Source organism: Lujinxingia litoralis (assembly GCF_003260125.1).
Lineage (GTDB): Bacteria > Myxococcota_A > Bradymonadia > Bradymonadales > Bradymonadaceae > Lujinxingia > Lujinxingia litoralis.
In genome coordinates this window covers 584,604-600,260 of the sequence record NZ_QHKO01000001.1, presented here as the reverse complement: position 1 = coordinate 600,260, position 15,657 = coordinate 584,604, and the positions used below count along the sequence as shown (strand labels likewise).

At 64.7% G+C, this 15,657-nt stretch carries 11 protein-coding genes; 5 read left to right on the top strand and 6 right to left on the bottom strand.

The window, feature by feature from the left end; genetic code table 11:
• Positions 1-8 precede the first annotated feature (8 nt).
• Entirely contained in the window at positions 9-971 is a 963-nt protein-coding gene (locus DL240_RS02455) for an RluA family pseudouridine synthase (protein WP_111728267.1), read from the top strand.
• Between the two features lie 30 nt (positions 972-1,001).
• On the opposite strand, the gene DL240_RS02450 is transcribed toward DL240_RS02455, so the two are convergent.
• The 3 genes from DL240_RS02450 to DL240_RS02440 all read right to left on the bottom strand — a co-directional run bounded on the left by DL240_RS02450 (position 1,002) and on the right by DL240_RS02440 (position 3,675).
• Positions 1,002-1,958: a ketopantoate reductase family protein gene (locus tag DL240_RS02450; RefSeq protein WP_111728266.1), complete on the bottom strand. Its 957-nt coding sequence runs from the start codon at positions 1,956-1,958 to the stop codon at positions 1,002-1,004.
• Positions 1,959-2,190: 232 nt separating this feature from the next.
• The gene (locus tag DL240_RS02445; protein ID WP_111728265.1) at positions 2,191-2,952 is read right to left on the bottom strand and encodes a YebC/PmpR family DNA-binding transcriptional regulator; all 762 of its coding nucleotides are present in this window, start codon (positions 2,950-2,952) and stop codon (positions 2,191-2,193) included.
• A gap of 75 nt (positions 2,953-3,027) precedes the next feature.
• Positions 3,028-3,675, bottom strand: a complete 648-nt coding sequence (locus DL240_RS02440) for a 2OG-Fe(II) oxygenase (RefSeq protein WP_199589704.1) — start codon at positions 3,673-3,675, stop codon at positions 3,028-3,030.
• A 314-nt stretch (positions 3,676-3,989) separates the two neighbouring features.
• On the opposite strand from DL240_RS02440, the gene DL240_RS02435 reads away from it, so the two are divergent.
• The 3 genes from DL240_RS02435 to DL240_RS02425 all read left to right on the top strand — a co-directional run bounded on the left by DL240_RS02435 (position 3,990) and on the right by DL240_RS02425 (position 9,820).
• A complete protein-coding gene (locus DL240_RS02435) occupies positions 3,990-4,787 on the top strand; it encodes a gamma-glutamyl-gamma-aminobutyrate hydrolase family protein (protein WP_111728264.1) in 798 nt (265 codons plus the stop codon).
• 110 nt (positions 4,788-4,897) lie between these two features.
• A complete protein-coding gene (locus DL240_RS02430; protein WP_233497032.1) occupies positions 4,898-5,428 on the top strand; it encodes a tRNA (cytidine(34)-2'-O)-methyltransferase in 531 nt (176 codons plus the stop codon).
• Between the two features lie 36 nt (positions 5,429-5,464).
• Positions 5,465-9,820, top strand: coding sequence for a serine/threonine-protein kinase (locus DL240_RS02425; protein ID WP_111728262.1), 4,356 nt, complete (start codon positions 5,465-5,467; stop codon positions 9,818-9,820).
• A gap of 30 nt (positions 9,821-9,850) precedes the next feature.
• Here DL240_RS02425 and DL240_RS02420 read toward each other — a convergent pair whose 3' ends face one another.
• The 3 genes from DL240_RS02420 to DL240_RS02410 form a co-directional block, all read right to left on the bottom strand.
• Positions 9,851-10,792, bottom strand: coding sequence for an RluA family pseudouridine synthase (locus tag DL240_RS02420; RefSeq protein WP_199589703.1), 942 nt, complete (start codon positions 10,790-10,792; stop codon positions 9,851-9,853).
• Positions 10,793-10,820: 28 nt separating this feature from the next.
• A complete protein-coding gene (locus DL240_RS02415) occupies positions 10,821-11,093 on the bottom strand; it encodes a hypothetical protein (protein WP_111728260.1) in 273 nt (90 codons plus the stop codon).
• Between the two features lie 85 nt (positions 11,094-11,178).
• Positions 11,179-12,786, bottom strand: a complete 1,608-nt coding sequence (locus tag DL240_RS02410) for a helix-turn-helix domain-containing protein (RefSeq protein WP_158542304.1) — start codon at positions 12,784-12,786, stop codon at positions 11,179-11,181.
• 251 nt (positions 12,787-13,037) lie between these two features.
• Here DL240_RS02410 and DL240_RS02405 point away from each other — a divergent pair, with 251 nt between their 5' ends.
• A complete protein-coding gene (locus tag DL240_RS02405) occupies positions 13,038-15,656 on the top strand; it encodes an FHA domain-containing protein (protein WP_158542303.1) in 2,619 nt (872 codons plus the stop codon).
• The last annotated feature ends 1 nt before the right edge of the window (position 15,657 follow it).

The window sequence follows — 15,657 nt, the reverse complement described above, 5'->3', positions numbered from 1 at the left end:
TCGAAGCGATGGCACATTACCTCTTTACGATCACCGACGACTGGGCAGGGGAGCGTCTCGATAAGGCGCTTACCCGACTCCTCGACGCGCAGCACCCGGGTGGGTTCTCGCGCAAGCGCGCCAAGGCACTTCTGGATGCCGGCAAGGTTCAGCGCAACGGAGCGCTTGAGCGTATCGCATCCTGTGAGCTGGCCCCGGGAGACCGGTTGGCGGTGCAGATCGATGATGGCGAGGCGACGACGAGTTCGGAGGACGGGCGTTTTGAGTTGAGCCCGGCGAGCGTGCTCCTGGAGGACGGTGATCTGCTGGTCATCGCCAAGCCGGCCGGGCTCCCCAGCCAGGGGACCCGCGATCCGGGCCGCGACCACGCGGTGGAGGTGGCGCGGCGCTATCTGCTGGCGAAGGGCAAGAAGAAGCCATACGTGGCGATTCATCACCGTCTGGATGTGGGAACCTCCGGGGTGCTGGCGTTGGTCACGGCCCGGCGTTCCAACAAGGGGATGGCGCGGGCGTTTCGGGAGCACCTGGCTCAGAAGACCTACGTGGCCATTGCCCGGGCGCTGCGTCCGGAGCTGGAGCGGGAGGTCGGCGAGAGCTGGGAGGTCAAGAATCACCTGGGCAAGGTCGGGGATCGCCGCCAGGGAGAGGTTCGCGCCGGGGGCGACTTCGCGCATACCAGCTTTGTGGTGCGGGAGCGCTGGGGATCGCTCCATCTGATCGAAGCGCGTCCGGTCACCGGGCGGATGCACCAGATTCGCGCGCATCTGGCCGAGGGAGGCCTGCCGATTGTGGGGGATAAGGACTACGGCGGCGTGCGGCGAGTGGGAGGAGAGCGTTTTACGCGGGTGATGCTGCATGCCGAGCGTCTGGAGCTTCCGCATCCGCACTCCGGTGATCTGGTGGAGGTGCGCTGCGACTGGCCAGCCGACTTCGACCAGGCGCGCCGCGCGTTCACCGAGGAGCAGGGGTAAGCGGGCGCGCCCGGGGGGGACTCCGGAGCTTTAGGATTCGCCGTCGCCGAGCGCCGCCCGGAGCTCGGCGATGGCGTCGGTCGGGAGGTTCAGGGCGTCGCCTTTGCTGACGTAGTCTTCGAGGAACATGCGGGTCTGCGCGCCGACTTTGGTGAAGTGCACCTTGAGGTACATCTCGAGATCAAAGGGCGTCATCCGCGGGGCAAAGCGTGAGATAAGCCCCAGGGAGCGTGGCCCGATCATCCTCAGAGTAAGGGGAGCGCGGGTGTTCAGGGTCTGCTCCAGGACCCCGCGGACCTGCTCGATGGTGCGCGCGAGTTCGGGGAGCTTTTCGGCGCGGAGACGAGCCATCTCCCAGTCGACGGTTTCCAGGTGGGCGACCACGGGCATGAGTACACCGCTGCCGAAGGCGGCCTGCGCAGCCAGGCCGCTGACCCGACGGGCGGGCATCTGCCCCTGGCGCAGCGCCTGGAGGATGGGCTCGGTGCGCTCTTTAGAGCCCTCGAAAAGTGCCGGGGTCAGCGGTGGAATCCAGTAGGCGGTTCCCGGTTCGGAGGCGGATTCTCCGGGCATCGGGGCCGGGTAGCTGACCGAGGTGATCAACCCGCGCACGATCTGCTCCTCGGGCAGGTACGCGGCGATTTTTTGAAAATCGTCGAGCCCGGGCGTGAGCGTCACCAACGTGGCTGAGCCCAGGTGCTCGCAGAGAGTCGGAAGCCAGGGGCCGTTGAGTCCGGTGGAGGGGATGCAGAGGATGGCCGCGTCGAAGTGTCCGGCGGGCACGTCGGAGGCTTCGGTCCAGACCCCGTCGGGCGTAAACAACTCGCCGTGCTCTAAGCCGCGGCGGCGTTCGTAGACTCGAAAGCCGCCGCGGGCCTCCTCGGCGTAGCGCGGGCGTACCAGCACGTGCACCTCGGTGCCCGAGCGCGCCAGGTGGGCGCCGTAGAGTTGTCCAACCGAACCCGCTCCAACCAGTAGTACGCGCATCAGGAGAGCTCCCTTGGTCGAGAAAATGTCATGTAGAAGGTAGGGCCGAACTCAAGAGAGGAACATACGTCAGGGAAGTTGAGTCGGCAGAGCGGGCTAAGGCTAGCCTGCGCGGGCGGGAATGGGCAACGCGGCGGCCCAAGAAAAAGGCCCTCCCCCAAAGAGGGGAGGGCGGTGGCCGGTGGGACTCCAACGTTCGAGCCGCCACGGGGCGGCGTGCTGGCGAGGGAGCTTAGCTCTCGGCTCCGAGCGCCTCGGCAACCTCATCGGAGAGCTCGAGGTTGTGGTAAACGTTCTCCACGTCATCGTCCTCTTCCAGCAGGTCGATGAGCTTCATGTTGCTGCGTGCGGTGGCGAGGTCCGGTGAGAGGTCGGTTTCGGCGACCTTGGTGATTTCGTCGCTGATGAACTCGGTGTAGCCCGCGGCGTTGAGGGCGTCGCGCAGGGGCATGAACTCCTCGGGGCCGCTGGTGATCGTGATCACACCGTCTTCGACCTCGAAGTCTTCGGCACCGTTTTCCAGCGCGACCTCCATGAGGCTGTCGGTGTTCTCCACCTGATCCTGCTCCAGGGTGATGACGCCCGTGTCGTGGAACATCCAGGCCACACACCCGTTTTCGCCGAGGTTACCGCCCATTTTGCTGAAGAAATGGCGGATGTTGGCGACGGTGCGGTTTTTGTTGTCGGTGGAGCCTTCGAGCATGAAGGCCACGCCACCGGGGCCGTAGCCCTCGTAGGTGAAGTCGGTGTAGGTCACGCCTTCGAGCTGGCCGGTTGCTTTGAGGATGGCGCGCTCGATGTTGTCATTGGGCATGTTGGCCGCTTTGGCCTTCTGGACCCACAGGCGAAGCTCGTGGTTGGTGTCCTCATCGCCACCCCCGCGACGTGCGGCCGACGAGATTTTTTTGCTCAGTCTGCTGAAGACCTTGCCGCGTTTGCTGTCCTGGGCGGCCTTTTTGTGCTTGATGTTGGCCCATTTACTATGTCCAGCCATGGATGCTCCTTGAATGCTATGGAGTTCTGGGGGCGGTGCCGAAGCGGCGGGACTATAGCACCGCCCCCCGGGGCGCTAAAAGTGGCGAGTGGAACGCACTCGGAACCAGCCGGTGATGCTCAGGCGCTCGGTGTGCGCGGGCAAAACCTCGTGGTAGAAGCGCGAGCTTAAGAAGGTGACCAGCGTGCCACCGCGGGGCTCCAGGTCGATGTAGGGCTCCCTGTTGGAGCCGTCAAGATAGAGGCGCAGTTCACCGCCATCGCCGCTTTGCCAGTCGGGATTGAGGTAGAGAATTGTGGTGAGCTGGCGTTCGGCGGCATTGGCGAAGACGTCGATATGGCGGCGATAGAAGGTGCCGGGCGGGTAGAGCGCCAGATGTCCCTCCCAGTCGACCAGCCCCATCATGGTGGCGCGATTGATACGCCCGCGGAGTTCGTCGAGAGCCCGCCAGTAGCGATGCTGAGCCGTGCTGAGCGCGTCGGTGTCGAGCCAGAGAATGCGATCGCTGCGCACCTGGGGGCAGCGCTGACGGTTGGCACCGCTGCCGATACGCGCGAATTCAAACGCTCCATCCTCCCACATGTGACGAGCTTCACTGGCCAGGGCCTCGACCGCCGGGGGCGGCAGAAAGTTGGGCACGCAGGCGTACCCGCGCTCGATGATGGCGTCTTCGACACCGTCAATGGAGGTCGGCGGCAGGGGCAGGTGAGCAGCGCTTCGCATGATGAACTCGGCAGAAAAGGGGGAGCCGGGAGGATGAAGGGGTCAAGCGGGATGGGCCTCGTAGGGTTGGAAAAATTTGGAAAAAAAACGGGAGGGCGAAAATTATGCACGTAGCGGCGATGAGTCAATGAAAACGAGAGGATAGGTGTGTTTTTTTTGGGCGGTGACCTCCGCGGTGACGACCGGCGGATTGTCGCTGCGGCCGCTGTTGTTTCGGAGACGGCTCGTCGGTGAACTAGGTATGTCTCCGGGGGCCGGGCGCCGATGGGGCCGGGGCGGTGCCCCCGGAGAAAGGTCAATTTCAGGAGTCGTTTATGAGTCACCCCTCAGAAAAAGCGCTGCTGGTTGGCGTGAGTGCCAACTGGCTGCACGCGGACCCGGCGCGCACGGTCTACAACGGTCGCACGCTGCTCTACATGGAGCAGTCGATGGGCGAGTGGTTGCTGGACGCTGGAGCGATTCCGGTGATGCTACCGGCGGCTCGGCCGGGTCGCAAGGTGGCGGTGAGCGCCGCGCAGATGGTCAGGTCATTCGATGCGCTGATCATCGCCGGCGGAGCCGATGTCTGGCCGGGAAGCTATGGTCAGAACGCGCTGCGCCCGGAGTGGTCCGGCGACCGCGCCCGGGACCGGGTTGAGCGCGCGTTGATCGAAGCGGCCATCGAGCATGATCGACCGCTGCTCGGGATCTGTCGGGGCCACCAGATGCTCAACGTGGCGCTGGGAGGGACGCTTTTTCAGGACATTGCTACCCAGGTGGAGGGCGCCCGGGAACATCGCAGCGCCGAGCGTTATCACCGTCTGATTCACCCGGTGCGCCTTGAAGAGGGAGGCTGGTTGCACCGCCTCTACGGCCGCCAGGAGGCGCTGATCAACAGCGTGCACCATCAGGCGATTCAAGAGCTTGCGCCTGCGCTTCGGGTGAGCGCGCGTTGTCCGGAGGATGGCATTATCGAAGGCGTGAGCTACCAAGATCCCTCCCGCTGGGTGGTCGGGGTACAATGGCACCCGGAGTTTCAAGAGCGTTCTCAGAGCGACTTGTTGGCGACCGGTCCTCTGCGGGAGGACTTCCTGGACGCGGCCCGTCAGCGCCGGAGCGCACGCGAAGGCTGAAGAGGCGTCGGCGACGGTTGGGCTGTTACGCCAGTTGTGTTACGTTGCGCAACATCTGCGCGGGGGGGGCTAAACTTGCCATCCGAGATGTGGTGGCCACGAGGTCTGTTTTGGAAAATCCCTATAAGTTTAATATCTTAGAGCCGCTTGCGGAGTTCGGTGGCCCGGACGATCGGCGTCTGCATATCGTGCTTCACGAGCCGGAGATTCCGGGGAATACCGGGAACATTGGCCGGCTGTGTGCCGGGACCAATGTGTGGTTGCACCTGGTGAAGCCCCTGGGGTTTGATCTCGACGATCGTTACCTGAAGCGGGCCGGGCTCGATTACTGGCCGCACGTGCGAATCTCGCTTCACGAGAATTTTGAGGCGATCGAGGCGATCTTCCCGCGCGAGCGCCTGCACTTTTTTACCAAGAAGACCACACGTGCCTATGACCAGGCCAACTGGACGCCCGGGAGTGTGTTGGTTTTCGGCAAGGAAACCAAGGGTTTGCCGCCGGATGTTCGAGAGCGCTACGAGGACCGATGCTTCCGTATCCCGACCACGGATAAGGTTCGAAGCTTGAACCTGTCGAACGCCTGCGCGATTGTGCTTTATGACGCAATGCGTCAACTGGACTGGGACCCCCTGCAGGGGTGAAGCGTTCGCGGCGGAATCGGACGTAGATGAGGCGACGTGAGCGAGTCGTTTGGAAAATACCAGCTGATCGACCGGATCGCGGTGGGAGGGATGGCCGAGGTCTATCTGGCGCGCAGCGTGGGCGCCGAGGGTGTCGAGAAGACGCTGGTCATCAAGAAGATTCTGCCCGAGCTCGCCAGCGACGCGCGTTTTGTCGAGATGTTCATCGCCGAGGCCAAGATCGCGATGGGGCTCAACCACCCCAACGTGGTGCAGATCTACGACTTCGGGAAGGTAGGCCAGGATTATTACCTGGCGATGGAGCACGTTGACGGCGTGGATCTGGGGCGCCTGCTACGGGCTGGCCAGCGCGCCACGCGGGCGCTCCCGCTGGGGGATGCCCTCTTTGTGGCCATTGAGATCGCCCGGGCCCTGGATTACGCGCATCGGCGCACCAACGGCTTTGGTCAGAGCCTGGAGATCGTGCACCGGGATGTGAGTCCCCAGAATGTGCTGATCTCGAGAGAAGGGGCGGTCAAACTCCTTGATTTCGGCATCGCCCGAGCGACCAGCGTGCATGAGGATCGGCCCGGCCTGGTCACCGGGAAATATCGCTACATGAGTCCGGAGCAGGCCCACGGTGAGCCGGTCGACCAGCGCAGCGACGTCTTCAGTCTGGGCGTGGTGATGTTCGAACTCTTCTGTGGCCGACCGCTTTTTCGGGCGCAGAGTACCGATGATGTGCTCAGTCTGGTGAAAAACGCCGTGGTGCCGGATATCCATCTGCTGGCCCCGGCGCTCCCCTCGGAGTTGGAGCACCTGCTGTACAAGACGCTCTCGGTGCGCCGTGATGAGCGCCCCGAGAGCACGCGTGAGTTGCAGCGGGCGATGACCCGGGTGCTCTACGGTCTCGACGAGATTCACGATGAGGTGACGCTTGCGCAGCATCTTCGGGACGTTTCGTCCGGGCTTGTGGAGCGCGAGGCCGACGCCCGGGCGCCCCGGGTCGGGCTGGAGGAGTCTTCGTCGACGGTGGTAGGGCGCACCCGGGTGGCTCGGGCCGGGGCGTCTCACCATGCCCGGGAGGCTTCGGGGGACCTGCAGACGACGCCGGCGCTGGCGCGCAGCCGCAAGGAGGTCGTCACCATCGCCGGTCGCCTGGAGGGGCTCGGTGAGCTTCAACGCAAGCTCAGCGCCGAGCGCTGGCAACATCTGGTCGCCGAGATGACGCGCATTCTCGATGCGATCGCCTTTAAGAATGAGGGCGCTCTCCACCGGGTCGATGCGCGGGGCTTTGTCATTGTGCTCGGGGTGCCGGTCTCCAGCGATAACGACGCGGTTCGTGCGGCCCGGGTGGCTCATGACCTGCATGAGGCGGTGGTGGGCATGAACTTCAGCCTGGATGTGCCGCTGCATGTTTGTCTGGGAATCGCCACCTCCGAGGTGGTGATCGAGCACCACACCGGCGGACTGCATCGAGGCTACCGGTGGCATTTCCTGGAGCGGGGGGCGGCCCCGGCCGAGGCCCTGGCTAAGATGGCGCTGGCTCGCGAGACGGTGATCGGCTCTCAGGTGCATCAGCGGGTGCGGCGAGAGTTTCATTGCGAAGCCATCCGCCCGGTGGTCGGAGGGGATTACTCGCCGGAGAGCAGCGAGGGGGCCAAGGCCTTCCGGCTTAAGGGGCCTAAGAGCGCGCGGGACCGCATTCGGGAGCTGCGGCGGGCGGCGAGTACGTTTTATGGCCGCGATGTGGAGCGCCGCGTGCTCCGTCAGGCGTATCGTCGCGTGGCCATGGATCGGGTCGCCGGTGCGGTCATTTTGATGGGGCCGGCCGGCGTCGGAAAGTCGACCCTGATGGAGGACTTTTTGAGTGGGTTGGCGGCCACCGGCCAGGTCCGGGTACTCCGGGCGGTGGCGTCGCCGGATGTACGCGACTTGCCCCTGGGCAGCGCGGCGGCCTTTTTTGCCGAAGCGCTGCAGCTGGGGCCTCGTCATGATCTTCGCCAGCTGGCCACACGCCTGGAGCAGGTCATCGCCACGATGTTCGCCGACGAGGAGCCCGAGGAGCGCGAGCTGATCTTCGACTCCATGGCGGCGATCTTCGGCGTGCCGGTGGCCGACCGGGCCTTTGTGCGCCTGGAGCGTGAGGAACGCGAACGCCGCACCTTCCTGAGCCTGGGCAAAGTGGTCACGGCCTTTGCGTCCGCCGGTCCGGTGGTGGTGGCCATCGATGATATGCACCACGTCGATCCGGTGATGTTGGAGTTCACCGCGCGCTACTTTGCGAGCGAGCAGTCTGTACCGGTGCTGATGGTGGGTACCGCGCGAGATGCCGGTCCGCATACCGAGGTGCGGGCCTGGAAGCACCTGCTGGAGAGCCGGTTTGTGGCCCGGGAGAGCGTCGGGGAGCTGCGTGGCGGACAGGCCGAGCGTCTGGTGCGCGATCTGCTACGGCTGGAGCCCGGGGAGGGCGATGAGCTGGTGGCCCGGGTGCTGCACCAGACCGGTGGAAATCCGCTCTACATTCACGAGGTCGTTGAGGCGCTCGGAGAGCGGAAGGTTGAGCTGCCGGCGTCGCTCGGAGGCGACGAAGACTGGTTGCCGGCCAGCGTGGAAGGGATCATCGCCGCGAACCTCGATCGCCTGGAGCTGGAGGCGCGCGCGGTGCTTCTGCGGTTGGCACTGCTGGGAACCTCCTTTAGCGCGGCCCGGGCGCAGAGCCTGCTGGGGCAGCCCTGTGAGGGGGCACTGGATGCGCTGGTTGAAGCCGGGTTTTTGCGCCGGTTGGGGCCCGGGACAGAAGGGCGATTCGGGTTCTGTAATGCGCTGACCCGCGAGGTGGCGGCGCGCTGCCTGCTTCCGGAGGAGGCAGCGGAGCTTCATGCGAAGATTGCCGCCGATCTTATCGCCCACCGCGGTCAGGGGGCGGCACATAGCTGTGCGAGAATCGCGCGCCACCTGGAGGCGGCCGGCGACCTGGAGCGGGCGCGTAGCTACTACGTCAGTGCCGCCCGGGAGGCCGCGCGTCTTGTCGGGGCCGAGGTCTGTGTGCGGCTCTGCGACCGGGTGCTGGAACTTGCGCCGGTTCCCGACGAGGAACGTCTCAGCGTGCTGCTGCTCAAGGAGGAGGCCTCTCAGGAGCTCGGCGATGAGCAGGGGGCCCGCAGCGCGCTGGCGGGGCTTAGGCGTTTCATTGAGGAGTGCCCGGACTGTGAGTTCCGCGTGGACGTGTGGCTTCGCCATGCACGCTATGATTTTCAGCAGGGCGATTTCCGGTCGGCGCGCGAGCATCTGGAGCGCGCTGAAAACGACGCTGTCGACCTTGAAGATGCCATCAGTCTGGCTCAGGTTGCGCGTCTGCGCGCGGTGATCGAACTCTCGGAAGGGCGCCGGGAGGGAGCGCTGGCGGTGGTCGAGAAGGGACTGCTGACCTTGGACCAGGCTCCGACCACCGGCGCCAGTGGCCGACGCGCTGGCGAGACGGCGGTTCAACTGCACAACGTCCGCGGTGTGGTGTTGCGGCAGACCGGGCGCCATCGCGAGGCGCTGATTGCCTATGAGCGTGCGCTGAGCCGGGCTCGTCAGCTGGAATTGCCCCGGCAGGAACGCCAGATTCTGATGAATTCCGGCCTGGCACTGGCCTATGTGGGGCGCTTTACCGAGGCGTTGGAGCGTTATGAGCACGCGCTGGTGATGTGTCGGCGCCTGGGGCATCGGCGCGACGAGGCGCTGCTGCTGGTCAACATCGGTCATGTCTCCTATTTGCTGGGTCAGACGCCCCGGGCGATTGCGGAGATTCAGCGCGCGCTGCATCTGGCGCGACGCACCAGCACCACGGCGACGGAGGCCGACGGACAGGTCTCATTGGGGTTGTGTTTCCTGGAGCTGGGCCGTCTTCAGGAGGCGGAGCAGGCGCTTCACGAAGGACTTCGTCTGGCGGATTCGATTCCTCATGCCTATCTGGCCGTGTGCGCGACCCTGGCGCTGGCTCAGGTAAAGCTGGCCGGAGAGGAAGCGGCCGACGCGGCGATTGCGTTGGTGCAGGCCGAAGATGCGCGGGAGCGTTCGGAGCAGGCCGACATGCGCTGGGGGCGCGCGTTTGCGCTGAGTTTGATGGCGCGCGCGTACCTGGCGATGGGAGCGCCCCTGGAGGCGCTGGCGCGCTCCCGGCAGGCGCTGGCCTTGCTCGATGCGATTGAGATCTACGGCGAAGACGAAGTGAATGTCTACCACGCGCGCATCGTGGCCGCCTGTGGGGACCAGGCCCCGGAGAGCGAAGGGCGCGAGGCGCTGCAGCGAGCCCGGGCGGTGCTGGATGAGCGGGCCGCTGGCATCGCCGATCCAGCGCTGCGAGAGGCCTACCTGGCCCGTCCGCTCAGTCAGATGATTCTCCTGGCGAGCACCGAGGGATAGCTCCCCAGGCCGGTCGACTACGGCCGGTGGTCAGCGCCAGTCGCCGCCGGCGCGCAGGCTCTGGAGCGCCTGTGCGAAATCTTCGGGATACTCCGCCTCGCAGAAGACGCGGTGGCCGTCGGGATGCTCAAATCCGAGGGTGCGGGCGTGCAGCGCCTGGCGATCGATTAATCGGCATTGCCCGGTGCGTTTGCCGCCGTAGAGCGCGTCGCCCAGAAGCGGGCAGCCGGCATCACAGAAGTGCATGCGAATTTGATGGGTGCGTCCGGTTTCCAGACGGCATTCCACCAGTACCGCGCCGCTGACAAAGCGTTCCATGACCTTGTAGTGGGTGACGGCCCGGCGGCCTTTGGTGACCCGACCGGTAAAGCGCATGCGATGATTGGGGTCGCGTCCGTGCAACGTGTCAAAGGTGCCCTGGTCGGGGAGTCCCGGGCCGAAGACAAGGGCGTGATACACGCGCTCAATGCTGTGTTCGCGAAATTGATCCGCCAGGTGATGGTGGGCCCGGTCGGTCTTGGTGACCGCCAGCGCCCCGGAGGTATCTTTGTCGATGCGATGCACGATTCCCGGGCGCAACTCCCCGCCGATGGTCGGGAGCTCTTCGAAGTGGTGCATCAGCGCGTTGACCAGGGTGCGATCGGGATGTCCGATCGAGGGGTGAACGACCATGCCCACGGGTTTATCAACCACGGCCAGCTGATCGTCCTCATAGAGGAGGGTCAGGGCGATGGCCTGAGCTTCAATGGTCGGTTCGGTGGGAGGGGTGTGCGCCCAGACGATGCGATCGTCATCGCGCAGCTTATAGCCGGCCTTGACCTGTTGGCCGTTAACCCGGACCTCGCCGCGATCCAGGAACTTTCGCACCTGGGAGCGCGTCATCGGCGGATCGTCTTGCTCGGCGAGGTAGACGTCCAGGCGTTCGCCGGCGTCTTCAGGTTCGATCTGAAAGATAAACTCGGTGGCGCTCAAACCAGCAGACCGCAGGGAAAGAGAGGCGTTACCAGATGGAGCTTTCAATATGGCCGCAGTTGGCGAACACAATATCGATGAAAGCTTTTTCCAGGATGTTGGTGTTTTCCAACATGTCTTCATCGACGTACTGACGCATGTGCGTGAGCGCCTCGCGCCAGATTCCGTCGATTTCGTCGAAGAGGTTGTCGTTCTTAATGCCCGCTTCGATCCGTTTCTGGATGTCCGGGTAGATCGTCAGGTCGGAAGCGATGACACGGGCGCGCTGAGCGGCCTTTTTCGGGTCGGTGATCTTGGACATACGCTCCTCCTGTGGGGGAGTGGTCGGGGTGGAACATCGGGAGTCGGCAGAGGCAGCGAGCCCCTCTGATATCGGGCGGACCTTATCACGACTCGTCGAGGAAGCGGAAGTATTCTTCGATCAGCGGTTGGGCCGGCACATCGAAGACCCGGGCGACCTCTCGCAGGTAGCCACGCAGGTAGACTTGTCGGGGGAGGACATTGAGATCGACGGTCTCGATGGCGGCCAGATATTTTACACCGATGTGCGTGCGGGAGCTCAACTCCTGGAGGCTCAGCCCGTGACGTCGGCGCAGCGCGGCAATGGCATCGCCGGGAGACTTCCCGGGCGGGCGTTCGCTGGCGGGCTCCGGGCTCGTCTCGGCCGGCGGGGGAGTCTTTTCGGGGCGTTCGGGGGCTGCCGGGGGGGTAAATGCCGGCTGGCGAGGGGGCTCCGGCGGGGGCTCTTCCTGCCGCGTGGGGGTGGGGAAGGGCTGACGTTCCCGCTCGTAGTTGCGTACGGCCTCGTCGACCTCGGCCCGGGAGAAATTCTCACTGGGCATGGTCAAGACGTGGCGGTAGAGGCCCTCGAGCTCTTCGGCGATCTCCATGCGGAGGGTGGGGTCGGTGAACACCAGGCTGATCGAGGCTTCCCGGCGGTAGCCCTCCCAGAGGCGTCGGCAGTACTGGCGGACCTCGTTGCGGCTGAGCTCGGGGTTGAGTCCCATGATCAGCGCCGGGTGGGCATCGCCGCGGGTGGGTACCGGGCGCGGGTAGCGCAGGTCGACCAGGTTAATGTCGCGGATGTGGCGCGAGAGCAGCTCGATGTCGTTGCTCAAGCCGTCTTCATTACGGGAGGAGCCGGTGCCGGTGGTGCGACGATTATAAAACCAGCGTCGGTCGGCGTAGTCGATGCTCGCCAGGACCCGCGGAAAGACTTGCAACTCGCGGTGGAGGGCGTGGCTTAAGACAAAGCCCAGATCGTGTTCGGCGCCCTCGCGCACCATGTTCACGACCATGTAGACCTCGAGCATCTTGGCGGTCTCATCGATGATCGCGCGCGATTGAGCCGAGGGCGCGTCGTAGCGCAGTGAGCGGGTGTTAAGCCACAGGGGCTGCTTGTAGAGGACTTCGATAAGTTCTTCTTCAAAGTCGCCGGCGTCGGGATGGTAGCCGATGGCGCTGAAGAGCGAGGCTCTCAAAAATTGCGTCAGCGTGCGGATCGAGGCCGGGTCGGGAGTGCCCACCAGAATCGGCGTATCCGCCAGGGTAAAGAGTCCCACATCAAAGGGAGAGAGGCTCGGGGGGAGGTCGATGAGCACGTAGTCAAAGTCGAGCTGGTGAAGCTGCGCAATGATCTCTTCGGGGCGCACCCGCGCACGGGTAAACGGGTAGCGTCGCGCTGAGGCCAGGGAGGCCAGAAAGACATTGGCGTAGGTGGTGCTGACGATGAAGTCGGCGATATGTGCGCCTTCCTCGCCCAGGCAGGGAGGACCGTCGTCGCTTAAGTCGAACGTGGGTTCATTGGCCCCGAGCAGGATATTGAGCGTGGGGGTGTGCCAGGAGGCGTCGATGCAGAGCACACGGCCCTGGTAGCGGGTCAGGGCGCGGGCAATATCGGCACAGAGGGTACTCTTGCCGGTGCCTCCTTTGCCTCCACCAAAGGTGATGACTCGGGGGCGATTGGGGTTCAGTGGGGGCGCGATCTGATTCAATGGTGCAGTCTCGTGGAACGAGGGGGTCATGGGCCTGCCAGCCCACCGTGAGCGCGCTATCTTGGTCGACCGATCGTGACTTGGCAAGGGGGCGGGCGCGGGTTAGGTTAGGGGCGCTTCTCGGCCCTAATTTCTTTGCCCGCGGCGACTTCCCAGGAGTTCTGCCGGGGGGCGTTTCCGAGAAGCCCTGTACCCGAGACTTGTTATCCGATAAACGCCCGCGCCGACCCTATCGAGCCGAAGGTGAACACGTGCCCAAGCTGATCTATCAGGACCCCGAAATCGGGACCGAGGTCATCGTTGAGATTACCCCGGAGGTCCCCGAAGTTACCATCGGGCGAAACCCCGGTAATATCATTCGCATCAACAACCCCTCGGTGAGCCGGCGGCATACCAAGTTTGTCTACGAGGCGGGACGTTGCACGCTCTACGATCTTAACAGTTCCAACGGAACGTATGTCAACGGCATGCGTATCCAGAGCCAGGTCCTGGAGCATGGCGACCTGGTCCGGGTGGGGGAGTTCCCGCTGGAGTATGCCGATGAGCAGGCTGCCCTGAACCACCAGGCGGAAAGTCCGGGGATTGCCTCCATGGCCAGTGCTACGGCGATGGGCATGGGCTTTGGGATGGATGAGTTCGGTCAGGAAGAGATCGAGCTCGACGCCTCCTCGCTGATCGAAGAGTCGATTGACGACCAGCCGATGATGCTCGGGGAAGACGAGATTCACGAGGTGCTCGACCCTGATGAGCTTTATCCGGCATTGGAGCCCGAGTCCTTCGGGGACGATACGGTGGATGGTGGTGCCGAGATCGCCGCTAGCCTGGCCGCCCTGCGAGCGGCCTCGCGCGAAGGTCAGGTGGAGGTCGATCATACCCAGCGGGCCGACGGTCACGCCCTGAACCTTCAGAGCTGGGAGCGAGAGTACAGCGGCAGCGAATTCGAGCAGCTGGCCGCGGATACAGGGGCTTCGGTGGCGTCGCCGAGCCAGGTGTCGGAGGCGTTGAACGCTGCCGAGGAACGACCTTTTGGTGGGGGCGGTGGCGGACATGATGGTGAGCGGGAGGCGGAGCTGCAGGCCTTGCGCAGCGAGGTCGCCTCGTTGCGCCAGATGCTCGATGCGGGCGTCGCCGACTCCACCGACATGCAGATTGAGCGGATGCGTGGCGAGCGCGATCGTCTCACCGAGGAGCGCCGCAATCTGGTGCGCCAGCTCAAGGAGACCCGCCAGGCGCTGGATGAGGCGCCGACCGCACAGACGGTCCAGGCGCTTGAAGAAGCGCTCGGCCTGGCGCAGGAGCAGGCCGCGCTGGCACAGGCACAGGTGCAGGCGCTCACCCGGGAGTCCGAGAGTCGCGCACAACAGCTCGAAGAGGCCGGGGAGCGCGAGCAGTCGCTTCACGGACAGATTCAAGGGCTGCACGAAGAGCTGGAGGCGCATCGCCAGTCTCAGGCGTTGGTCGACTCGGAGCGTGCCGATTTGGGGAGCCAGGTCAGCGAGCTGCAGTCGGAGATGCAGAGCTACGAAGATCGCTACCATCAGGCGCTGTTGCGCATTGATGATGTGACCGAGGAACTCAGCGCGAGCTTGAAGCGCGTCGAAGCGCTGGAAGAGGCCGCCGAGATTGCTCAGGCGGAGCGCGATTCGCTGGAGTCGGAGCTCGCCAATCGCCTGCATGACCTGGAGGTGCGTGATGAGCGCATTGTCGCGCTGACCGCTTCGCTGGAAGCTGAGCAGCAACACGGCCAGCAGCTCAGTGAAAAGATCGCCGCGCTCGAAGAGGAACTGAGTCGGCGTCCGCCGGAAGACGAGGCCAACGAGCTGGTGGCACGTGCCACCACGCTGGATGCTGATTTGCGGGCGATGACCCAGGCGCGCGATGAGCTTCAGGCCGAGCTTCTGGCGGTGAATGCGGAGCTCGCCACGCAACGCCAGTTGATGGAGGACCTGGAGGCGCGCCACGGTCGAGTCGCCGCCGAGCGCGATCAGCTCACCCGCGAGCGAGACGGTCTCAAGCAGGAGAAAGCCGCCTTTGCCCGCGAGACCGATTACCTGCAGGTCGAACGGCGTAAAATGGGCGATGAGCTCCTGGCGGCAAAAGCTCGCGTCGAGGAGTTGGAGAAAGATCGCAAGAAGAAGCGCAAGATCTTCGAAGAACTCTCCAAAGATTTGCGCGGTCTGGTGGAAGAAAACGACCGTCTGGGAGGAGAGCTGGCCGGCGCCCGTCAGGAGCTGGAGCAGGCCCCCACACACGAGGTGCTCCAGGGGCTGCGTAGCGAGCTTGGGGAGCGTGATGCGCTCATCGAGTCGATTTCCCTGCAGCTTGAGGAGCTGGAGAGCGATGCCTCCAACCTTACCCGGGACCTGGGGCAGATCGCCGAGGAGCGCGATCAACTCGCCGAGCGGGAGACCGAGCTTCGGGAGGAGCTGGAGGCGCTGCAGGCTGCGCTGACCGAAGGAGATGCTGACTCCGGTCAGGCGCTGGAGGCGTTGCGCGATGAGGTGGCCCGGCTCGAGCAGGAGTTGGAGAGGGTCGGCGCCGAACGTGACGCAGCGCAGGCCGAGCGGGTGGACGCTGAATCGGCCGTGGGGCTGGAGGAGTTTGAGGCGCTGCAGGCCGAGCTGACTCAGGTCCAGCAGAGCCTGGCCTCCGCCCAGGCGCAGCGTGATGAGCTTCAGGCCGAGCTCACCGAGCTTCAGCAGGCCCTGGAGGCCCGCGAAGCGGCCTCGGGCGAAGCTCAGGGCGCGCCGGCGAATGAAGAGCTCGCGCGGCTGATGGAGGAGAAGACCACGCTGGAGACCACGCTGGCCGAAATCATCCTGGAGCGCGACCGTCTGGAAGACGAACTGCGCCAGTTGGTCGAGGCTTAAG